This window comes from Streptosporangium sp. NBC_01755 (assembly GCF_035917995.1).
In the GTDB taxonomy this organism is placed as follows: Bacteria; Actinomycetota; Actinomycetes; order Streptosporangiales; family Streptosporangiaceae; genus Streptosporangium.
Window position 1 is genome coordinate 1,231,348 of the sequence record NZ_CP109131.1, and the last position, 21,397, is coordinate 1,252,744.

16 protein-coding genes and 1 tRNA gene are annotated in these 21,397 nt (G+C 69.5%); 8 read left to right on the forward strand and 9 right to left on the reverse strand.

Going from position 1 to position 21,397, the window contains the following annotated elements; genetic code table 11:
• The first annotated feature begins 138 nt into the window (after nt 1-138).
• The gene (locus OG884_RS05170; protein ID WP_326642658.1) at nt 139-1,665 is read left to right on the forward strand and encodes an ATP-dependent DNA ligase; all 1,527 of its coding nucleotides are present in this window, start codon (nt 139-141) and stop codon (nt 1,663-1,665) included.
• A 31-nt stretch (nt 1,666-1,696) separates the two neighbouring features.
• Here the strand turns inward: OG884_RS05170 and OG884_RS05175 are convergent, their stop codons facing one another.
• A complete protein-coding gene (locus OG884_RS05175; RefSeq protein WP_326642660.1) occupies nt 1,697-2,344 on the reverse strand; it encodes a DUF1707 and DUF4870 domain-containing protein in 648 nt (215 codons plus the stop codon).
• A 145-nt stretch (nt 2,345-2,489) separates the two neighbouring features.
• Between OG884_RS05175 and OG884_RS05180 the strand changes: the two genes are divergently transcribed.
• Complete coding sequence (locus OG884_RS05180; protein ID WP_326642662.1) at nt 2,490-2,828, forward strand: hypothetical protein; 339 nt, start codon at nt 2,490-2,492, stop codon at nt 2,826-2,828.
• On the opposite strand, the gene OG884_RS05185 is transcribed toward OG884_RS05180, so the two are convergent.
• The 5 genes from OG884_RS05185 to OG884_RS05205 form a co-directional block, all read right to left on the reverse strand.
• The gene (locus OG884_RS05185; protein WP_326642664.1) at nt 2,795-3,976 is read right to left on the reverse strand and encodes a DUF4192 domain-containing protein; all 1,182 of its coding nucleotides are present in this window, start codon (nt 3,974-3,976) and stop codon (nt 2,795-2,797) included. The two genes, OG884_RS05180 and OG884_RS05185, sit on opposite strands and share 34 nt — an antisense overlap.
• A gap of 143 nt (nt 3,977-4,119) precedes the next feature.
• Nucleotides 4,120-4,920 carry an EI24 domain-containing protein gene (locus tag OG884_RS05190; RefSeq protein ID WP_326642666.1) on the reverse strand — a complete coding sequence of 267 codons (801 nt, stop codon included), beginning with the start codon at nt 4,918-4,920 and terminating at the stop codon, nt 4,120-4,122.
• A 111-nt stretch (nt 4,921-5,031) separates the two neighbouring features.
• Nucleotides 5,032-5,625, reverse strand: coding sequence for a Maf family protein (locus tag OG884_RS05195; protein WP_326642668.1), 594 nt, complete (start codon nt 5,623-5,625; stop codon nt 5,032-5,034).
• Nucleotides 5,626-5,839: 214 nt separating this feature from the next.
• Nucleotides 5,840-6,844 (reverse strand): hypothetical protein, encoded by a 1,005-nt coding sequence (locus OG884_RS05200; RefSeq protein WP_326642670.1) that lies wholly within the window; start codon nt 6,842-6,844, stop codon nt 5,840-5,842.
• Between the two features lie 131 nt (nt 6,845-6,975).
• Nucleotides 6,976-8,253 (reverse strand): MFS transporter, encoded by a 1,278-nt coding sequence (locus OG884_RS05205; RefSeq protein ID WP_326642672.1) that lies wholly within the window; start codon nt 8,251-8,253, stop codon nt 6,976-6,978.
• 352 nt (nt 8,254-8,605) lie between these two features.
• Here OG884_RS05205 and OG884_RS05210 point away from each other — a divergent pair, with 352 nt between their 5' ends.
• Both OG884_RS05210 and OG884_RS05215 read left to right on the forward strand, forming a co-directional pair.
• A complete protein-coding gene (locus tag OG884_RS05210; RefSeq protein ID WP_326642675.1) occupies nt 8,606-10,342 on the forward strand; it encodes an ABC transporter family substrate-binding protein in 1,737 nt (578 codons plus the stop codon).
• Nucleotides 10,327-10,596, forward strand: coding sequence for a DUF3224 domain-containing protein (locus tag OG884_RS05215; protein WP_326642677.1), 270 nt, complete (start codon nt 10,327-10,329; stop codon nt 10,594-10,596). Before OG884_RS05210 ends, OG884_RS05215 begins: the two co-directional genes overlap by 16 nt.
• Nucleotides 10,597-10,654: 58 nt before the next feature.
• On the opposite strand, the gene OG884_RS05220 is transcribed toward OG884_RS05215, so the two are convergent.
• Nucleotides 10,655-10,727 (reverse strand) — tRNA-Ala (locus OG884_RS05220).
• 161 nt (nt 10,728-10,888) lie between these two features.
• Nucleotides 10,889-12,397: a vWA domain-containing protein gene (locus tag OG884_RS05225; RefSeq protein ID WP_326642680.1), complete on the reverse strand. Its 1,509-nt coding sequence runs from the start codon at nt 12,395-12,397 to the stop codon at nt 10,889-10,891.
• Nucleotides 12,398-12,672: 275 nt separating this feature from the next.
• Between OG884_RS05225 and OG884_RS05230 the strand changes: the two genes are divergently transcribed.
• The 4 genes from OG884_RS05230 (at nt 12,673) to OG884_RS05245 (ending at nt 20,561) form a co-directional block, all read left to right on the forward strand.
• The gene (locus tag OG884_RS05230; protein WP_326642681.1) at nt 12,673-13,938 is read left to right on the forward strand and encodes an IS701 family transposase; all 1,266 of its coding nucleotides are present in this window, start codon (nt 12,673-12,675) and stop codon (nt 13,936-13,938) included.
• Between the two features lie 155 nt (nt 13,939-14,093).
• Nucleotides 14,094-15,863: an asparagine synthase-related protein gene (locus tag OG884_RS05235; RefSeq protein WP_326642682.1), complete on the forward strand. Its 1,770-nt coding sequence runs from the start codon at nt 14,094-14,096 to the stop codon at nt 15,861-15,863.
• Nucleotides 15,864-17,474: 1,611 nt separating this feature from the next.
• Nucleotides 17,475-18,842, forward strand: a complete 1,368-nt coding sequence (locus OG884_RS05240) for a hypothetical protein (protein WP_326642684.1) — start codon at nt 17,475-17,477, stop codon at nt 18,840-18,842.
• Between the two features lie 471 nt (nt 18,843-19,313).
• The gene (locus OG884_RS05245) at nt 19,314-20,561 is read left to right on the forward strand and encodes a serpin family protein (RefSeq protein ID WP_326642686.1); all 1,248 of its coding nucleotides are present in this window, start codon (nt 19,314-19,316) and stop codon (nt 20,559-20,561) included.
• 39 nt (nt 20,562-20,600) lie between these two features.
• On the opposite strand, the gene OG884_RS05250 is transcribed toward OG884_RS05245, so the two are convergent.
• Entirely contained in the window at nt 20,601-21,392 is a 792-nt protein-coding gene (locus tag OG884_RS05250; RefSeq protein ID WP_326642688.1) for an SDR family oxidoreductase, read from the reverse strand.
• Between the last annotated feature and the right edge of the window lie 5 nt (nt 21,393-21,397).

The following is a 21,397-nucleotide window of genomic DNA, read 5'->3' on the forward strand; positions in this document are numbered from 1 at the left end:
GCCCACCCGTTTTCGCGCGTGTTTTCGGGGGGTGACGCGCTTCGAGGGGCTCCTCCCCCCTTCCGGGAATGCGACGGCCCGTGAAAAGCAGACCCTCGCCTCACCGAAATGTCGCTTACAGCTCTTAGGCTGGCCACTGTGTTGTTGATCGACCTCGCGCGCACCTCGGCAGCCGTGGCCGCCGGCTCCGCCCGGCTGGCGAAGACCGCCCACCTCGCGGAGCTGCTCGGCCGGGTCGAGCCGGACGAGGCGGAGATCGCCATCGCCTACCTCTCCGGAGAGCTGCCACAGCGCAACGTCGGTGTGGGCTGGACGAGCCTGCAGGATCCACCCGAACCCCGGCTGGTCGCCACCGCCACCCTGCGCGAGGTCCACGACCTCCTCGACCGCGTCAAGTCCCTGGCCGGTCCCGGCTCGCAGAACGCACGCAGGACGCTCGTCGCCGAGCTGTTCGGTGCCCTAACCCGCCAGGAACAGGTCTTCCTGTCACGGTTGCTCCGGGGCGAGCTGCGCCAGGGTGCGCTCGAAGGGGTGATGATCGAGGCCGTGGCGAAGGCGGCCAAGGTTCCGGCCGCCGAGGTCAGGCGGGCGCTGACGCTTCACGGCCGGCTACCCGCCGTCGGTGCCGCCGCCCTGTCAGGCGGGGTCGAGGCGCTGCGTGCCTTCCACCTGGAGGTCTGCCGGCCGGTGTCGCCGATGCTCGCCCAGAGCGCCGCCTCCGTCGCGACCGCGTTCGGCAAGCTCGGCGGCCCGGTCGCCGTCGAGTGGAAACTCGACGGGGTCAGGGTCCAGGCACACCGCTCCGGCGACCGGGTGTCCGTCTTCACCCGTGCCCTCGACGACATCACCACCCAGGTGCCCGAACTGGTCGAGGCGGTGAGCGCCCTGCCCTCCAGCGACCTGGTTCTCGACGGCGAGGTCATCGCACTGCGCCCCGACGGCCGCCCCGAGCCCTTCCAGGTCACCTCCGGCCGTGTGTCCAGCCGCACCGACGTGTCGCGAGTACGCGAGAAGACCCCCTTGAGCGTCTTCTTCTTCGACGCGCTGCGGGTCGACGGCGCCGACCTGCTCGACCTGCCGGGCGAGGACCGCCATGCGGCCCTGGCCGCGGCCGTGCCCCCGGAGCTGGTGACCCCGCGCCTTGTCACCGGCGACGTCGCGGACGGTGAGGCGTTCTTCAAGGACGCGATCAGGAGCGGTCATGAGGGTGTGGTGATCAAGTCGCTCCTGATGCCCTACGCCGCCGGGAGGCGCGGAGCCGGCTGGATCAAGGTGAAGCCCCGGCACACGCTCGACCTCGTCGTCCTGGCCGCCGAATGGGGCCACGGCCGCCGCGAGGGCAGGCTGTCCAACCTGCACCTGGGCGCCCGCGACCCGCGAAGCGGCGGATTCGTCATGCTCGGCAAGACCTTCAAGGGCCTGACCGACGAGCTGCTCGCCTGGCAGACCGACCGCTTCCTCGGCATCGCCGAGGGCCCCACCGACGGCTGGACGGTCGCCGTCCGCCCCGAGTTGGTCGTCGAGATCGCCTTCGACGGCGTGCAGCTGTCAAGCCGTTACCCCGGCGGTATGGCTCTGCGCTTCGCCAGGGTCGTCCGCTACCGCCCCGACAAGACGGCGGAGACGGCCGACACCGTGGACACGGTCCGCTCCCTCATGCTCTGACCTCCTGTCCCGAGCCCCGGCCTTCTGGGTGTCACTTCACAAGGCGCAGTGTGAGGGGGTAGCGGAAGTCGCCGTCGCCCATCGCCGCGACGCCACCGATCACGGACAGGACCACGCCGCCGATCCAGAGCAGTGGCGTCAGGACGACGCCCACAACCGTGATCGCCAGCACGATGGTGGCCGCGATCAGCGTCAGCTGGAAGTTGAGAGCCTCCACCGAGTGCGCCCGGATGTAGGGCGAGGTCTTGCCCGCGGTGAGCATCATGACCAGCGGGCCGAGGATGGGCAGGCCGGCCAGCGAGAGCATGTGCGCCGCCGCCGCGCCCAGACGATCCGCTCCGGTGTCGCCACCCCGCCTGCCGAGGTGCCCGTGGTGGCCGTACGCCGCCTGAGATGTGGCCGGCGGTTGGAAGGCGGGCCGGACCGGCTGCGTGCCGTACAGCTCGTTCATGATCGGAATGAGGTCGCCGTGGACGCGTGCCGTCATCGCCCGCTCCAGCCTGTCGTCGAACTCGACTCTGTCGAGCCTTCCCTCCGCATAGGCTGCCTGGACGTGCTCGACCACCCGCTCACGATCCTGGTCGCCGACCCGGAGCCCCGCGTAACCGGGAGCGGGGCCGCTCACCGGCACTCCCCCGTGCCCGTACCCCTGGCCCGCCGATGTCATTGTGCCTGCCATGAGACCGATACCCTTTCGTCGCCTCTTCGATCTCAATGCTCGTCCACATTGTCGGCCCCGTATATCAGGATGAACCCCCATAGGCCCCTGAAATCCACCCCTGGCCTTTCACCGCGAACCGAGCAGGAGAGGTATACAAAGAGACATGAGATGGCGAGATCGCTATGGGTTGAGGCGCCTGCGCGGGCCGAAAATCGCCAAGTTCGACCGTGATGCGACCGACGCCGACATCGAGACGCTCATCGCCTTCGCGAAGTCACGCCGGGGCGTGGAGTTCTACGTCGAGCCAGAGACCTTCGCGACCGACACCACGGCGGTGGCCGTCGCCGACGACGGCGAGTGGACCCGGCGCCGGGTCGGCTCCCCCGCGGTGATCCGCAAGGTGGCCCGCGACCTGTCCCTGCCCGTCTACGACGTGCAACTGACCGGCTATCCCCCCAGGATGAGGGCCTACAACGAGCGCCAGAAACGCGCGGAGAGCTGAGCCAGGAACCCGGTGGTCGCATCGTGAACGGGACCGCCGGGTTCTTCCAGCAATGCGGCCATCGGGAGCAGCCAGGCCATCTTCGGGCTGCCCATCTCCTGGTCCAGCTCCTCGGGGCTGGGCATCCTGTCGTTGAGGGCGTGTGGCGGGACCAGGTGGCGGACCGCGTGCGTGAGCAGGTGAGCCATCGAGTAGCCGGGATCGGCCTCAAGCGCCCGGGTGAGGGCGACGCCCGCCAGCGCGGAGTCGCCCCGCCGCCAGGCGACCAGGCCGAGCAGTGAGGCTGCCGGGGGCACGAACCTCGGTTCCAGCCTCCGGGTGAGGTCGTGCCAGAGCTTGAGATGCACGTCATGGCTGTCGTCGCCGACCAGCGCCCACGCCTCGTCGCGAACCCTGATCACCGCCAGGTCGAGCCCCAGCCTGACCGCCTGGTCGTCGTCGAGCCGACCGCCCGAGGCGCAGGTGGCGATCGCCTCACGGACCCTCGCCACCCCCTCCGCGACGAACTCCACAGCGAACTCGTCGGCGTCACGACATCCGGTCAGTCTGCCGCTCAGCTCCTCCATGAGGCGGCCCGTCGCCTCACGCATGGCCGCCCGCGCGGGCCCGGCGACCGGGTCGAGTGAGCGCTCCAGCGCCTGCCTGTCCGGCCACGCGACCAGCCCGTGCAGGACCGCCTCGGCCGCGACGACGGTGGCCCGCCGCTCGTACGGCACACCGTCGACCGGACAGCAGTCGGTCTGTGAGCAGCCGTACGACCAGTAACGGCCGCCCTCCACCCGGAGTGCGTCGACAACGGTGAGACCGCCCCGGCGGAACAGTGCCCCGGCCTCGTCGATGGCCGGGGTCACCAGCGGGCCTGGGCCGTAACCGACCATGACGACCTGGGTGACGTCCTCCTTCTGGAAGAGCGGAACGATCTCGCCGAGACCGCCGGACGCCAGGGGCAGGTCCCATCGGACGGTGAGGTGCAACCTGCTTCTGGGCAGACCACCCGTGAGGCCGATGACGACCAGGCTCTCCGCGGGGTGGAACCCCAGCAGGTAGGGAACCGCGCCCAGGACGTCTTCGGTGGAACCGAGCAGAAGCCGGGGCTGCGAGACGGGCGGAAACAGGGACTCGGGCGAGTCCTGGCTGTCTGTTGTCATGGCCGGAAGCCTCCCGGACCCGGTCCCGCGTCTTTCGGCCCGAACCCCTTTCTGTGGACAGAGCCTGTGGCCGTCCACAGAAAGGGGTTCACCGCCAGGGGTTCACGGCCACGCAGCCCGGATTCGCGTGAGACCCGCGCTGCTCAGATACCCCTGTCGATGCGCGGCCCCCCGTCCGCCCGCTCCGCCGACAGGACGGCCGGCGCCAGACGGGTGCGGACCATGATGGCCGCCCCGGCCACGGCGGGAGGCATCGCGATGACCGCGACGAACGGGACGAGGAAGAGCAGGAAGAGCAGGACCCCGAAGCCGAGCACGGGGGCCTTGTTCGCACGGAGCAGGCCGAAGCGGCTCTTGCGCACCATTCCCCTGCGCTCCAGGGCCAGCGCGGTCAGTTCGATCGTGAGGAAGAAACCCGAGACCAGGGCGCCCAGAACCGGAACCACCGTCTGCCCGACCACCGGCACGAAGCCGAGGAAGAACAGCGGGATCGTGAACACCAAAAGCCAGCCGAGGGTGACCAGGCTGTCCCTGATGGATCTGGGGATCGACTTCCACAGCGGGAGCTCGTAGCCGGTCGGCACCTCCCCGTAGGTCTCCTCCACCTTCTCGGAGAGCTTTTCGTAGAAGGGATCGCCCAGAATGAGAGTGACCGCCGTAAAGGTCACCACGGACAGGACCAGCCCCGTGCCGAAGAGCACCAGCCCGACCAGCGCGCGCAGCGCGGTCCGCGCCGCCTCGCCCCACCCGTCGGCGAACGGCGTTCCCCACGCGGCGATGTCCAGCGCGTTCTTGCCAAGGAGGTAGAGGCCGACCGCGTAGAGGACGAACGCGATCAGAGCCGGGATCACCCCGAACAGCCACCAGCGCGGATATCGCGCGACCCAGCGCAGCCCCTGGAAGAAGAACCCGATGCCGTCCATAAAGGAGCGGAAATGACCCATGCCGGAAGATTATCGGGATCGGACGGCGACAGGGACGGGTACGGTCTCCTCCTCATACCCCGTATGCGAGCGAAAGCGGACGCAGGCCACCGATGGGCGGGGCCGCAGACGTCAGGCGCGCTGCCAGAGGTCGGGTACCGAGACGCCGAGGGCCGCGAAGAGGCGACGGAGCAGGGGCAGGGAGATGCCCAGGACGTTGCCGTGGTCGCCGTCGATGCCGTCGACGAACCAGCCGCCGCGGCCGTCCAGGGTGAAGGCTCCGGCCACGTGCAGAGGCTCGCCGGTGGTGACGTAGGCGGCGATCTCGTCGTCGGTGGCGGTACCGAAGCGCACGACCGTCGCACCCACCTCCGCCACCTCGCGCCCGTCCGCGGCGTCGATCACGCAGTGGCCGGTGAGCAGGCGGCCCTCGCGGCCGCGCATGTCCCGCCAGCGGGCGACCGCCTCCTCGGGTGAGGACGGCTTGCCGTAGGCCCGGCCGTCGAGCTCCAGCACGGAGTCGCAGCCGATGACCAGGCCGTCGGTCAGGCCCTCGGCCACCACGGCCGCCTTCGCGCGGGCCAGCACGAGGCTGAGTTCGCTCGGGCTGTCGGCGGTGACGGCCTCCTCGTCCACACCACTGACGATCACTCCTGGGTCGAGTCCGGCGCTGCGGAGCAGGGCGAGGCGGGCGGGGGATGCGGAGGCGAGGACTATCCGGGTCACGCCGACCGAGCCTAGCGCGGCTCCGGCCGCCCCTTCGCCACAGGCGGAAACCCCCTGCGACGGGCGTCCGGCCGGAGGTCCGCGGGCAGCGCATCCAGGCGTCGGCCCGCGACGGGGCCGCCAAAGGTCAGCCATGGGGCGAAGGCGGGCGCCCCGGCGGGCAGCCGAGTTTCATCAGGTCACACGGATACCGCGATTCCTGCCCAGATGGGGCTTACTTCAATAATCTGAGGGAGGAGACCGCGGTGTTGATATCGCGCCAGCGCTTGCTCTGGGCGTCGGGGATCGTCACGAAGAGCATCGCGGGCTTGGCGCCGGGACCCTGGACCACGGCGACGGCGGCCATGGAGGAGCGCGTCTTTTTCTTGATCTTGTACTTCACCCGGTAGGCGAGCATCCAGCCGCCCTTGATCGGCTGCGAGGCGACCCACGCGATCCTGCTGCCCTTGGGATGGTGGTTGAGCGTCCACCGGGCCGCCAGCAGCGCGGTGTCCTTCGGCTTCCGCTGCACCAGGATCGGCACCGGACAGCTCGCGAGCATCGCCCGGTGAGCGACCCCCTTCACCTTCGGCAGCACCTGCTTGGTGGAGAACGGCGACGCACCGAAGATCTTCCATGGCTTGCCGAAACGGATCAGCGACACCCCCGACCTGTCGTCCTCGACGCGGCGCTTGCTCTTGTACACCTTGCCGGGAAGCCGGCCGAGCCGCTTGTCACGCGGCAGTGCGGGCACCCGGGAGTCGGCGAGCGCCGCGATGACGGCGCTACGGTCGGGTGCCGGCTCCCAGCCCTCAGGCGAGGGGGAGGGGGAGGCCGTCTCGGCAGGGCTCTCCGATGGGGACGCCTGCTCCGAAGCCGACGCCGACACCGGGGCGGACGGCTCCGGCGAGCCTGGACCGGGCGAGGGTGGCGCGGCAGATGGCGCGGCGACCTGCCCCGTCTTTCCCCCGCCCGGTTGATCTGAGGAGCCCGAGGAGACGAAACCGACCACCGTCGCGACGGCGGCCAGGACCAGCGCGACGCCCACGGCCAGGATGCGATAGATCACTCGCATCGGCAGGTCGCCGATACGGGACCGCTTCACCGGTGAGTCCGACGGCTTCGGGGGGCTCTCCGCCACGATTTTCGGCAACTCCGACGTCTCCGCCTCGGCGGTCACGTACGTCGGCGCGGGACCCGTCTCCCGGGTCCCCTGAGTCCCACCCAACCCATCGAGCACGATCGGGAGCGTACGACAAATCCGGTTTTCCCGTGCGGGATCCCCATCACACTTCGGGAACGAGTACCTTCCTCACCGGCCCACCGGACGGCTGTGCCCCAACTGCCCATCCCTTCGGGACAGGGATGACGTCAGGCCTTCAAGAACGCCTGCTTCCTGGTGATGACCACCGACATGAGCGCGGCGGCGAGACAGAGGAACCCCGCGGCGTACCAGGCGAGGTCGTAGGCGCCGAAGTGGTCACGGGTGACTCCCGCGGCGACCGCGGCGACCGCCGCGCCGATCTGGTGGGAGGCGAAGACCCAGCCGAACACCACGGCCCCGTCGGGACCGTAGATCTGGCGGCACAGGGCGACGGTCGGCGGGACCGTGGCCACCCAGTCGAGGCCGTAGAAGATGATGAAGACGAGCATGCTGGGCTCGGCGGTGGCCCCGAACAGGCTTGGCAGGGCCATCAACGACAGACCCCGCAGCCCGTAGTAGGCGCCGAGGAGGACGCGCGAGTCGACCTTGTCGCTCAGCCATCCGGACGCCACGGTGCCGACCACGTCGAAGATCCCGACCAGCGCGAGCAGCCCGGCGGCGGTCGGCTCGGCCATGCCGTGGTCGTGGGCGGCAGGGATGAAGTGGGTACCCACCAGGCCGTTGGTGCTCATCCCACAGATCGCGAACCCTCCGGCGAGCAGCCAGAAGGGACGCGTCCGCGCGGCGCTCCACAGCACGCCGAGGGCCCGCGAGGCGGCGCCACCGGTCCGCGTGGGCCGCACAGCCGGGGGCGCGGCGGGGTCGGCGCCCAGAGCTGTGGTGCCCACGTCCTCAGGCCGGTCACGCAGCAGGAACCAGACCAGGGGGACCACGACCAGAGCCGCGACGGCGACCGTGATCGCGGCCGACCGCCAGCCCCTGTCGGCCGCCAGGTGCGCGAGGACGGGCAGGAAGACGAGCTGCCCGGTGGCGCCGCCCGCGGTGAGCACGCCGGTGACGAGGCCGCGGTGACGGACGAACCAGCGTTCGGTGAGGGTCGCGGCGAAGACCAGGGCCATCGAGCCGGTGCCGAGGCCGACCAGGACGCCCCAGCACAGGACGAGTTGCCAGGGGGCGTTCATCAGGATGGTCAACCCGCTGCCCGCGGCGACCAGCAGCAGGGCGTACGTCACGATCCTGCGCATTCCAAAGCGGTCCATGAGCGCGGCCGCGAAGGGCGCGGTCAGCCCGTAGAGCATGAGGTTGACCGAGACGGCCAGCGAGATCGTGCCCCGGGACCAGCCGAACTCCTCCTGGAGCGGTGTGATCAGCACGCCGGGCGTCGCCCGGAACCCGGCCGCGCCGAGGATGGCCACGAATGCGACTCCCGCCACGATCCAGGCGCGGTGCAGCTTGCGGTCGGGCGCCCGAAGAGTCGTTGTCATGCGCCCCATAATCGAGGGGGAGAACACGTCACGCGAGTGACCCGAGTGTCAACATCCACAAGGATCGGGCCATATCCGCTCCGGCGGTGCCGTCGCGTTCCCTTACTCGGGCACCCTTCCCGTATGCGGACACGTCCAGAGTTCGGGAGTGACCGTCTCACATATTGGGAGAATTCGCTCAAAGGTTCTGTTTTTTCTATTCTCGTCAACTGTGAGTCTCGCATCCGGCATGGTCACGGGGAGACGCGAGGCCGGTCTCCGGTCTCGCCGGTCATGAGGGAGTGACGATGCTCGCGCTCCGCTCGACCGGTACGGGGCCGGCCGGAGAACGGGCGACCGAAGGGGTGGTGCCGTGTTCCACGCACGAAGGCCGACAGGGGTCCTGACACTGCTGGCATGCGGCGCGCTCCTGCTCAGCGCCTGCGCGAACACCGATCCGGCGGACGACCCGACGGCATCGGACCCGGAGTCGATCCGACCGGCCGAGACCATCACCTACGCGTACGAGCAGGAGTTCCACTCCTACAACAACAACACCACCGCCGAGAACGCCACGCGCAACGCGGCGCCCCTGCAGCGGGTGCGCACGGGTTTCTGGTTCTACGGCGACAAAGGCGAGATCGTCCCCGACAGGGACTTCGGAACCTACGAGAAGATCTCCGACGCCCCGCTGAGCGTCAAGTACACGATCAACGCCAAGGCGGTCTGGTCCGACGGCACCCCGATCGACTGCGACGACGTCATGCTGTGGTGGGCCTTCCGATCCGGCAAGGTCAAGGGCTTCGCCTCCGCCGACACCAACGGCGTCCAGGACACCGAGGTCCCCGACTGCGAGAAGGGCGGCAAGGAGTTCACCCTGGTCTATGACAAGCCGTTCGCGGACTGGGTGGCCGGTGGCCCCGGCGCGACCGAGATACTGCCGGCCCACGTGGTCGCCGAGCAGGACGGCCTGTCCGAGGAGGACTTCATCGCGGCGGTCAGGAACACCGACGCGAAGAAGCTCGCCGAGGGCATCCGGTTCTTCAACGACGGCTGGGTCTCCGAGGGAAGACTGCCCGAGGCCAGGCTGATCCCGTCCTCGGGACCGTACAAGCTCTCCAAACTGGACGCCGGACAGCGGCTGACCCTCATCGCCAACGACAGGTGGTGGGGCACTCCCGCCGCGACCCCGACGATCGTCGAGCGTTTCATCACCCTCGACGAGCAGGCACAGGCGTTGCAGAACCGCGAGGTCCAGATCGTCGAGCCACAGCCGGGACCCGAGGTGCTCAAGCAGTTGCAGTCCCTGCGAGGGGTGAAGGTCAGCGTCTCCGACAAGTACACCTACGAGCACCTGGACTTCAACTTCGACTCCAGTCCGTTCCGCGACAGGAGGCTGCGCGAGGCGTTCGCCAGGTGCGTGCCCAGGCAGCTCATCGTCGACAGCCTGATCAAGCCCGTCGCACCCGCCGCCAGGCCCCTGCAGATCCGCACCGTGGCTCCGTTCCAGACCAACAGCACCGCGGTCGTGGCCGCCAGCGGCAGCGCCGACGTTTACACGCGACAGGACATCGCGGGTGCCAGGGAACTGCTGCGGAAAGCCGGCAAGACGGGGCTGGAGGTCAACATCGGCTACCAGACCCCGAACCCGCGCCGCACCGCGGCGGTGCAGCTCATCATCGACTCCTGCAACAAGGCCGGCTTCAAGGTCGTCGACAAGGGCTCCGAGGATTTCCTGGGCACCGTGATGCCGACCAACGGCTACGACGTGGCACTGTTCGCCTGGTCGGGTTCGTCCCTGGTCAGCGGCTGGGCCTCCAGTTTCACCTCACCGCAGAAGTGCGACGCCCACAGCAAGGGCAACAACAACGGCTGCTACTCCAGCAGGCGGGTCGACCTCCTCATCAAGGAGTTGAACTCGACGGTGGACCTGGCCGCCCAGGACCCGATCATCGGCGAGATCGAGAAGCGGCTCTGGAGTGACCTGGCCACCATCCCGCTGTTCCAGCATCCGGGCCTCAGCGCGTGGGACGAGACGCTCCAGAACGTCGTCCCCAACCCCGCACAGTCGACCATCACCTGGAACATGGATAAATGGCGTCTTTCCTAGAGCGTCCCCTTCTCGCCGTCGCGGTCACGGGTGGAGAGCCGCGCCCGAAGGGGACACGTACCGGCACCGCGCACGGCCGCAAGGGCACCTTCGTGCTCCACCACACGGCCACGGCACACGCCGGGGAGTCCACGCTGAGCTGGACGATCCTCCCCGACTCGGGCACCGGCGAACTGCTGGGCATCCGGGGCGGGGGCCAGATCGTCAGCGACGACGGCGCCCACTCCTTCCACCTCGACTACGAGCTCGGCTGAGAGCGACCGTCCCGGAAAACAGCGAAGGGCGGCCGCGTGGCCGCCCTTCGGTGAGGAGTGGAGCTATGGGGATTCGAACCCCAGACCTCCTCCATGCCATGGAGGCGCGCTACCAGCTGCGCCATAGCCCCTCGGTGTCAACCGAATGCCGCCGGGCCCGGCCCGGCGTCCACGCCAGTGTATAGGAAATCACCCCACACCCTGTAACCGCCGGGGCGGCCCGCCCACGGGTGCCTACTCGCCTCGGGCGGCGGGGCGCGCACGGGCGGCGCGGGCACGCACGGGCGAGGGCCTACCGTAGCGACATGGCCCTCTCGATCAGCGTGGCGAGCTCGGTCACCGCGGGATCCTCGGTGGACGCGGCCAGGCGGGTTGCGTGGGCGGCGAGGTCCTTGGGCGCCGCTCCGGCGATCCCCTCACCCGTGCGGAGATATTCGGCGAAGCCCGCGGCCACCACGTCAACCTGAAACCTCGATGCGGACTCCCGCCACAGCGAGGCCGCCAGGTCACCGGCCGCGAGGGAGCGACTGGCCTCGGCGGGGTCGCGGGTGTCAGGGTCCTGCCAGCGTACGGTGGCGGTGGCCAGCTGACCCGACGCCCCGCCGCGCAGCCGCACCTCGTACAGGGCGGTCACCGAGTGACCGGGACCGATCTCGCCGCCGTCCTTGGCATCGTCACGGAAGTCCTCGGTCGCGAGCTGCCGGTTCTCGTAGCCGATCAGGCGGTACGACTCCACGACCGAGGGGTTGAACACGACCTGCGCCTTGGCGTCGCGGGCACGCAGGTCGAGGTTGGTGGCGAACTGCTCGACGAAGACCTTGCGCGCGTCGTCGACGGAGCTGACGTAGACCGCGGCACCGTCCCCGTTGTCGGCGAGCTGCTCCATCAGCCGGTCGCCGTAGTCGCGGCCGACGCCGACGCACAGCAGGGTGATCTTCTTGCCGGCGGCATCCTCGACCCGGTCGAGGATGCCCTGCCAGGTGGTGTCGCCGACGTTGGCCAGTCCGTCGGAGAGCAGGATGACGCGGTTGACCGCCACCGCCCTGAAGCTCGCCGCGGCCTCGGCGTAACCGCTGGTCAACCCCGCCTCCAGGTTCGTCGACTGCCCTATGGCGAGGCGCTCGACGGCGGCGTGGAGCCGGTCCCTGTCAGTTGCCGGGGTCATGGACAGGACCGTGTCCGCCCGGTCGCTGAAAGCCACGACGGAGACCTGATCGCCGGGCCCGAGCTGGTCGACGAGCTTGTGCAGGGCCTCCCTGACCAGGTCGAGCCTGCCGGGCTCGCTCATGGAACCGGACACGTCCACCACGAAGGTGAGGTTCGCCGGACGCCGGGCCTCCGCGGCCGCCCTGCGGGTCTGCAGGCCGACGCGGAGCAGCGCGGTGCCGTTCTTTGGGGTACGAGCGCCGTCCATGTGCACGGTGAAGCCGTCGTCGTCCGGCTCCCTGTAGTCCTGCGCGAAGGAGTTGACGAACTCCTCGGGCCTGACCTGGCCCGGCTCCGGCAGCCCGCCATCCTGGAGGAGCCGCCTGCTGTAGCCGTACGAGGCCGTGTCCACGTCGAGGGCGAAGGTGGAGATCTGCTCGGTGGCGGTGTCACGTTGCCTGGTGGCGACGGCCTCGGGGGCCTCGACCTCGGCGGTGTCCCGGTCACCGGTTTCGGCGAGGGTGGGCTGCGGGACCGGCTTGCCGGATTCGGGCATCGGCTGGCCGGCGGATCCGGTCCCGTCCGAGGACCCGCCGCAGGCGGCGGACAGCAGGGCGATCACGACGAGTGCGGTGGCAAGCGGGCGTGACTTCATGTCGCCTCCTAGGGATGCATGTCACCCCCTACGACGGCTCCTTCCATCCACCCGCCGGGAGCTTGACCCAAGCGAGCGCAAACCGTGTTCGGCACGTGATCAGGGCTTCCAGGCCGGATCCCGTCCGCTGAACCCGAGCGCCCGCTCGAACGGCGAGGCGTCCGGATCTCGTTCACGGCGGCCATGCTGTCCGGCCGATCTCCTAGTAGTACTTCGTTAGGTTAATAATCACCTAGCGTGATCATTTTGGGATGTCGCTTCGGGATCATGCTTTCGTGACACCTGAGGAGATGGCGCCGGTGCGCCCGCGGCTTGAGACATTCGCAGGTCAAATGCTGCGGAGAGTGCTTCGTCGCCGTGATCAACTGGCTACCGGCGAGGCGTACGTGCGGGGATTGATGCTGGATGGGCGACGCAAGTCGATGGATCCGATGGCGGAGCGTCTGGGAGTTGACACCCAGCGATTACAGCAATTCATGGCCGACTCGACCTGGGATTACGAACCGGTCCGGGAAAATCTCACACATTGGGCGCTGGAGCGGATCGGCCCGCGGGCGGTCGTCATCGACGACGTCGGTTTCCCAAAGGACGGCCTGGACTCCCCGGGAGTGGCCCGGATGTATTGCGGAGCACTGGGAAAAACCGGAAACTGCCAGATCGGGGTCAGCGCGCATCTGGTCACCGACCATGCCTCCTCCGCGGTCAACTGGCGCCTGTTCATCCCCGAGTCGTGGGATCCGGACAAGATCGACGACGCGGTTCAGGCGGACGTGGTCCGCCGGCGCCGTGACCGCTGCAAGATTCCCTTGGAGGTCGGCCACCGGGAGAAGTGGCGACTGGCGCTGGACATGCTCGACCAGATGTACGACGAGTGGGGGGTCGGCACAGATCTTCCGGTGGTCTTTGACTCCGGTTACGGTGATTGCACCGCTTTCCGGCTGGGATTGCAGGACCGTGGCCTGTCGTATGTGGCGGCCGTCTCCGAGGATCTGTCGGCCTTCCCCGGGGAGGCGCTGCCCGAGCTGCCGGAATACAGCGGTCAAGGGCGTCGGCCGAGGCCGCGTTATCGAGATAAGCCCTCTAATCTGCGCAACCTCGCGCTGGCGGCGGGCCGCGGGAATCTCCGGCGGGTCACCTGGCGGCGGGGCACCAGAAAGACCAGCGGCAATCCAGGCGCGAAAATGCGATCACGGTTCATGGTCCTGCCGGTTCGCCTGGCCAACAAAGACATCCCCCGCGGTGCCGATGGCAGCGTTCCCGAGCGTTTGCTGCTGGTGGAATGGCCGGCGGGTGAAGCCGAACCCACCGGCTACTGGATCACCGATCTTCCCGCCGGGATTTCGCTGCGTGAAATCGTGCGGCTTGCCAAGATCCGATGGCGGATCGAGCACGACTACCGGGAACTCAACACCGGCCTTGGCCTCAAGCACTTCGAGGGGCGTAGTTTCTTCGGCTGGCACCGCCATGTGACCTTGGCCGCCCTGGCTCAGGCGTTCTGCACCGAACTGCGACTGGACCCAAAAGCCCCTGCGCCGGCCTGACCTTGTACCAGGTCCTCGGCGAACTCCAGACTTTACTCGCCACATGGACCGGCGCTTGCCACGTATGCCATCAAACATATTCATTCCATAACACTTCGTAACCTAACGAAGTACTACTAGCTGTCTCGAAAAAACGCGACATAGGATCCTGCACCATGCGCGTGTACCTCGGCCTCGCGGCCAAACACCCGGTAGCCGGAATACCGGAGACGATGCTGCGTCGTGTCAGGGGCGCGATCGACAGCGCGTTCCCCGTACCGCCGGAGGTCATCAGGTCACGCGAGTGGCACCGCCCCGGCGTCACCCTGTTCGCCTGGACCAACGAGCCTGACGACTCGCGGCAGCCCCCGCCGCTGGTGACCGGGCACGACCGGGTGACCGGGGTGAACGGCTACCTGGCCGCACCGGACGAGGTGAACCGGCTGGCGGGCATGACCACACTGGACACCGAGACGGTCGGCGGGTGCTTCTCGGTGTTCCGGGCGACGGAGGACGAGCTGTCGGCCGCCACCGCGATCCACCGGGTCTGCCCGGTCTACCACGCCGAGACACCCGACGTACACGTGATCGGCAGCCGGGCACTCCTGGTCCACCTCGCCTGCGGCGAGCGCGTCGACTGGGACGTGCTCGCGCTGCAGTCGATGGTCCGGCAGGGATACTTCCTGTCCGACGAGACGCCCTACCTCGGGGTGAGCGCGCTACCGCCGTCCTCGTCGGTGACCATCAGGGGCGGCGCCCGTACGATCACCACGACCCCGCTCCCGACGGCCGTGCCGGTTCCGGAGTCGCGCAGGCGGAAGAAGGAGCTCGTCGGAGAGCTGGCCGACGCGCTACTGGTCACCGTGGAGCCGCTGCGCGCGGCCGGTGAACCGGTGAACCTCGCGCTCACCGGTGGCAGGGACAGCCGCCTGATCGCCGCGGTGCTGCACGCGGCCGGCATCCCGCTGCGCGCGACCACCAACGGCCTGGACACCCACCCCGACGTGATCCTCTCCAGGCGCGTCGCCAGGGCACTCCGCATCGAGCACACGGTCATCCCTCCGGCCCGCGCCGAGAAGAAGGACGCGATCGTCGTCGAGCACCCGCTCGCGCGGGCCTACGAGACGTTGCGCACCTGCGAGGGGATGACATCGGCGTACGAGTCGGTCGTCGGCTACCTCCCCTACAGCGCCAGGCCGACCATGTCCGGGCAGAGCGGCGAGATCCTGCGAGCCGGCGGCCTGCTGCTGCTCCAGTCCGACCTGGGGGAGAAAGCGCTGCGTCGCCGGGTGGACGTGACCTTCCTGCGGGATCCGGCGCTGTTCAGCGAGGCGGCCAACGAGCACGCCCGCGAACTGGCCGGGCCGTGGCGAGAGCGGGCTCCGCTTGAGGCGCTCGACCACATGTACGTCACCTACAAGGTCGGCCGCTGGCACGCGGGGTCGCGGGCGGGTTCGCTGCGCCGGGGCGACCAGATCTGGCCGTTCCTCGACAACCGGGTGGTCCGCGCCGCGCTGGGCCTCGACCAGACCTGGCGGCTGTCGGAGGAGGTCATCTACGAGCTCCTCGGCGTCCTGGCCCCGTCGCTCGGGGACATCCCGATCGAGGGCAAGCCGTGGCGGTTCACCACCGGGAAGCGGTACTACCCCTGGCAGCGCAGACCACAGGTGCTGACCGCGCCGAAAACCGGCGGCGGTGGCTGGAACTGGCGGACCAGCCCCGGCGCGGAGCTGACCGGCCTGATGCGTGACCACGTCCTGGGCCGCCTCGACCTGCTGACGCCCATCGTCAACCCCGACGAGGTTCGCACGCTGTTCGCCGAACCCGTCCTCAAGAAGCCCAACCAGGCCTGGCATCTCTACACGGTGGCCACCATGCTGGGTGGAGACTATCCCGGCAAGGAGCCGAAGGGCCTGCCCAGGATCCACATCCCCATCCCGTCCTGACCTCCTCCCCACGGCTGAAGCCGGGGAAGACCACGCTTTACCGACGCCGTTCCCCGACTCGTTTTCGATCTTCGCGACCCGCGTGTCCGGTGCCGGGCAATGCGCACCTCCCACTCGGGCTATCGCCGGGCGTTCCGCGCCCCGGTGTCGCCCTGCCACGCGAGCCCACCTTCCACCTCCGTCTCGTAATCATAAAAACTTCGCCCCATTCGGGCCGAGAATCTCCCAGCCGCGCATATCGCGCAACGTCACGCGTACGACGCACGAAGATCATGTATGACGGACACTTCTCAACGATGGAGCGTATTCCGCGAGCGAGCGTTTTCAACGACGACGACGACGGCTCCGACCTCGACTCACAGCCGGTTCTGGACGGCGTCGAGAGCTACGTCCAACCACAGTCCAGCCACCCTATTATCCGACTTTGGTGAATATGATTCACTTATCCAATTAATTAGCACAACAAGTATATTGAGCTTTTATGTGGTGCTTCAATTTTACGGAAAGCAAAGAAACGCGCACCCCTTATCAAGCTTCCACGCCTGATTCGACCGACGCTTCTCCCACCACCCCTTAAGCTTCCCAAGAATGGTCGCAAAGCGTTTTCTCTGAATGCAACAGGAGAGACAACGCACGTGTCTATTTTCATGAAACGGACCCTTGCGGGCGGCGCGCTCGCCGGGGCCGTCCTTCTTCTGCACTCCCCTGTCCCAGTTTCAGCTGATTCGCAACTTCCGACTTCGGCGCAGGCTCGTCACGAGATCATCGAATCCGCCAGGGGGGCACAGGTTGACCCCTGTCTTCTGGCGATTTCCACTATTTGCACGAACTTCGTCTCCATCCCCGGACTAGTCACCGCACGCGACGTCTCCAGCACCAAGGCAATCATCCAGGGTGCGTTGCAGCCGACCACGAGTGGTTCGGCTTACATCCCGCTGTGCAAGTGGCTGGGCCTGCCGACCTTCCTGTGCCGGATTCCTGATGGAGTCCAGGGCCCTGCTGGACCCGTAGGCCCCAGAGGCCCGGTGGGGCCACGAGGTCCCGCTGGCGCAACCGGACCTGAGGGACCTGAGGGGCCTGAAGGACCGACAGGACCGCAAGGACCCGCAGGACCCGCGGGAGCTGACGGCGCACCCGGACCCGAAGGACCACAAGGACCCGAAGGACCGCAAGGACCCGCGGGAGCTGACGGCGCACCCGGACCGGCAGGCGCCGACGGCGCACCCGGACCGGCAGGCGCCGACGGCGCACCCGGACCGGCAGGCGCCGACGGCGCACCCGGACCGGCAGGCGCCGACGGCGCACCCGGACCGGCAGGCGCCGACGGCGCACCCGGACCGGCAGGCGCCGACGGCGCACCCGGACCGGCAGGCGCCGACGGCGCACCCGGACCGGCAGGCGCCGACGGCGCACCCGGACCGGCAGGCGCCGACGGCGCACCCGGACCGGCAGGCGCTGACGGCGCACCCGGACCGGCAGGCGCTGACGGCGCACCCGGACCGGCAGGCGCTGACGGCGCACCCGGACCCGAAGGACCACAAGGACCGGCAGGCGCCGACGGCGCACCCGGACCCGCGGGAGCTGACGGCGCACCCGGACCGGCAGGCGCTGATGGCGCACCCGGACCCGAAGGACCACAAGGACCGGCAGGCGCCGACGGCGCACCCGGACCCGCGGGAGCTGACGGCGCACCCGGACCGGCAGGCGCTGACGGCGCACCCGGACCCGAAGGACCACAAGGACCGGCAGGCGCCGACGGCGCACCCGGACCCGCGGGAGCTGACGGCGCACCCGGACCGGCAGGCGCTGACGGCGCACCCGGACCGGCAGGCGCCGACGGCGCACCCGGACCGGCAGGCGCCGACGGCGCACCCGGACCCGAAGGACCCGCAGGACCACAAGGACCGGCAGGACCGCAAGGACCCGAAGGACCGCAAGGACCCGCGGGAGCCGACGGCGCACCCGGACCGGCAGGCGCCGACGGCGCACCCGGACCCGCGGGAGCTGACGGCGCACCCGGACCGGCAGGCGCTGACGGCGCACCCGGACCGGCAGGCGCCGACGGCGCACCCGGACCGGCAGGCGCCGACGGCGCACCCGGACCCGAAGGACCCGCAGGACCACAAGGACCGGCAGGACCGCAAGGACCCGAAGGACCGCAAGGACCCGCGGGAGCCGACGGCGCACCCGGACCGGCAGGCGCCGACGGCGCACCCGGACCCGCGGGAGCTGACGGCGCACCCGGACCCGAAGGACCCGCAGGACCACAAGGACCCGAAGGACCGCAAGGACCCGCGGGAGCCGACGGCGCACCCGGACCGGCAGGCGCCGACGGCGCATCCGGACCCGCGGGAGCTGACGGCGCACCCGGACCGGCAGGCGCCGACGGCGCACCCGGACCGGCAGGCGCTGATGGCGCACCCGGACCCGAAGGACCACAAGGACCGGCAGGCGCCGACGGCGCACCCGGCCCCGAAGGACCCGCAGGACCACAAGGACCCGAAGGACCGCAAGGACCCGAAGGACCGCAAGGACCCGCGGGAGCCGACGGCGCACCCGGACCGGCAGGCGCCGACGGCGCACCCGGACCCGAAGGACCCGCAGGACCACAAGGACCCGAAGGACCGCAAGGACCCGAAGGACCGCAAGGACCCGCGGGAGCCGACGGCGCACCCGGACCGGCAGGCGCCGACGGCGCACCCGGACCCGAAGGACCCGCAGGACCACAAGGACCCGAAGGACCGCAAGGACCCGCGGGAGCCGACGGCGCACCCGGACCCGCGGGAGCTGACGGCGCACCCGGACCCGAAGGACCACAAGGACCCGCGGGAGCCGACGGCGCACCCGGACCGGCAGGCGCCGACGGCGCACCCGGACCGGCAGGCGCCGACGGCGCACCCGGACCCGAAGGACCAACAGGACCGCAAGGACCGGAAGGCCCGCAAGGACCGCCCGGACCGCCCGGATCGGGAACTTTGAGTACCCCGACGACCAGGCCACCGGCTATCAGGACGCCGATTATCAGGGTGCCGATTATCACTGCCCCGATCATCTGGACTCCCATGCATGTCTGCACTCCTACGAAAATCTGCTGAGGTTCTCCAGGGGTCTCATGGAACAGGTCGATTGACACCTCCCGGCCCAGTGGTTCGCTCCGAAGGTCTCTAGGACCAAGAAAGTGGCGTTCGGGAACGGTTGCGCAGGACAGGTGGCCGTCGACTGACAGATAGAACCGACAGACGGAGAGGTACGGGGCGACAATGTCCCCCGTACCTCTCCGTCTGTCCGCCGAAAGCGGTCTCGTACGGTGTGGCGGCCGTGGTGTGCGCCTTCGGCCTCTGGCGGCTGCTGGGGCCACCCTCATCGGGGCGGGCGCCTTCGCCGCACTCACCTGACGTCACCCGCCACACCGATGGTGAACCACCGTGCGGCGACATACGTGTTAGAAGCATGCGCCGACTGTTTCCCGCCCTGCTGGCCGTCGCCGTCCTCTCGTCGTGTGCCATGGCCGAGCCCAACGTGATCACCGCGGAGGGGGTGCGGCGGGAGGTCCCGGAGAACCCTCCGGTCGCGGAGACCGTGCGTGGTCTGACGTCCTTCGGACACGCCCTGTTCGCCGCGACCGCGAGCCCCGGCGCCAACGCGGTCCTGTCGCCCCTGAGCATCGGTTACGCCTTCGGCCTGGCGAGGGCGGGTGCCTCCAAGGACACCGCGACCGAGCTCGACAGGGTCTTCGGCTTCCCCTCAGCAGGACCGCACACCTCGCTCAACGCGCTCACCAGGCAGATCATCACGACCGAGGACCCGCCACCCCACCCTGTTGTCCCAGGCACGGAGCGGGATGCCGGGGATACCCCCGAAGCGGCGATCGTCGGCATGGCCAACGGGCTGTTCACCCAGGAGGGCCTGGGCGTCAAGGCGGAGTTCCTGCGCACGCTCGCGGCGCAGTACGGTGCGGGCGTGCGCCAGGTGGACTTCGCCGGGGACGGCGCGAAGGTCATCGACGCCTGGGTCGAGGAGCAGACGGCCGGGCGGATCAGGAAGGTGTTCGGCAACCTGGACCCGCGAACCAGGCTGGTCATCGCCAACGCCCTCTACCTCAAGGCCGAGTGGACGACTCCGTTCGTCGAACCAGCCGAGGAAGGCGCCTCCTTCACCCGCGCGGACGGTACGGCCGTGCGTACGGCCCTGATGCGCCGCGACGGCGGCCTCCCGTACGCGGCGGGGCCCGGCTGGCAGGCCGTGGAGCTGCGGTATGCCGGCGGTGACCTGGCCATGTGGGTTCTCGTGCCGCGAGCGGGCGGCTCTCCCGGCGACCTGCTCTCTCCCGCCGTAATGGCACAGGTGGCCGGCGGGCTCAGGGAACGGCCGGTGAGGCTCGCCATGCCACGCTGGGACTTCTCCACGAGCCTGGACCTGACGGAGCCGCTCGGGAAGCTGGGACTGCGGGGGGCCGACTACTCCGGTATCACCGACGACGCCTCTCTTGACCAGGCCGTCCACCGCGCCAACATCACCGTGGACGAGTGGGGCACCGAGGCCGCCGCCGTCACCGGCCTCGCCTTCACCGTGTCGGCCCCCGCCGTGCCCGAGGCCGAGGTCCGCGCCGACCACCCGTTCGCCTTCGCGATCGTCCACCGGCCGACGCTGACCCCGCTGTTCATCGGTCAGGTCGGCGACCCCACCGCCGGGAACTGAGCCCGGTCGAGCCGGGGCAGGCGGGCCGGACGTTGATGATCACGTCCTCAACGAGTCGACGAAATACGCCATTCCGGTCAGCCAGCGGTCGGGGTCCTCGGCTTTGCGCTGGACGAAGCCGGCGACCTCGGGGGGCGGGAAGATATGGAACCGCTCGGCGGCGAGGCCGTCGACCACCGTGTCGGCCACGGCCTCCGGGTCGAGGATGGGTCCCGACGCGCCCGCCGCCCTCGCGCTGAGATGGTCCTCGGCGATACCTCGCTCGAACATGGCGGTGCGCACGCTCTGCGGGCAGAGCACGCTGACCTTGACGCCCCTGGTCGTGTAGTGGATGGACACCCACTCGGCGAAGGAGATCGCCGCCGACTTGGTCACGGCGTAGGGGGCGTCTCCGGGGCAGCTCACCAGCCCGGCGGCCGAACAGGTGTTGAGCAGGTAGCCCTCGCCGCGCTCGACCATGCCGGGCATGACCGCGCGTGCCGCGTAGACGTGGGCGAGGACGTTCACCGCGATCGTCCGGGTCCAGTCCGAGGTCGTGGCGTCGAGCCCGCGGCCGGTGGTGACGCCGGCGTTGGAGCAGAACAGCCCGATCGGGCCGAAGGCGCTCTCGGCGGTGGTGACCAGGCCGCGCACGTCCTCCTCGACCGACACATCCGCCCGTACCGCGACCGCCTGGTCACCGATCTCTTTGGCCACCGCGGTCGCACCAGCCGCGTCGAGGTCGGCCACGACCACGCCGGTGGCCCCCTCGGCGGCGAACCTGCGGGCCATCGCCCGGCCGATCCCGCTCGAGGCCCCGGTCACCACCACGACCTTGTCCCGCACCCGCATGCAAG

Bases quoted from the DNA above. Each gene is read 5' to 3' on its own strand.
- OG884_RS05175 (WP_326642660.1), bottom strand. From the start codon at position 2,344: ATGGCAGGCACAATGACATCGGCGGGCCAGGGGTACGGGCACGGGGGA.
- OG884_RS05180 (WP_326642662.1), top strand. From the start codon at position 2,490: ATGAGATGGCGAGATCGCTATGGGTTGAGGCGCCTGCGCGGGCCGAAA.
- OG884_RS05185 (WP_326642664.1), bottom strand. From the start codon at position 3,976: ATGACAACAGACAGCCAGGACTCGCCCGAGTCCCTGTTTCCGCCCGTC.
- OG884_RS05190 (WP_326642666.1), bottom strand. From the start codon at position 4,920: ATGGGTCATTTCCGCTCCTTTATGGACGGCATCGGGTTCTTCTTCCAG.
- OG884_RS05205 (WP_326642672.1), bottom strand. From the start codon at position 8,253: ATGACAACGACTCTTCGGGCGCCCGACCGCAAGCTGCACCGCGCCTGG.
- OG884_RS05215 (WP_326642677.1), top strand. From the start codon at position 10,327: ATGGCGTCTTTCCTAGAGCGTCCCCTTCTCGCCGTCGCGGTCACGGGT.
- OG884_RS05225 (WP_326642680.1), bottom strand. From the start codon at position 12,397: ATGAAGTCACGCCCGCTTGCCACCGCACTCGTCGTGATCGCCCTGCTG.
- OG884_RS05235 (WP_326642682.1), top strand. From the start codon at position 14,094: ATGCGCGTGTACCTCGGCCTCGCGGCCAAACACCCGGTAGCCGGAATA.
- OG884_RS05240 (WP_326642684.1), top strand. From the start codon at position 17,475: ATGGCGCACCCGGACCCGAAGGACCACAAGGACCGGCAGGCGCCGACG.
- OG884_RS05245 (WP_326642686.1), top strand. From the start codon at position 19,314: ATGCGCCGACTGTTTCCCGCCCTGCTGGCCGTCGCCGTCCTCTCGTCG.
- OG884_RS05250 (WP_326642688.1), bottom strand. From the start codon at position 21,392: ATGCGGGTGCGGGACAAGGTCGTGGTGGTGACCGGGGCCTCGAGCGGG.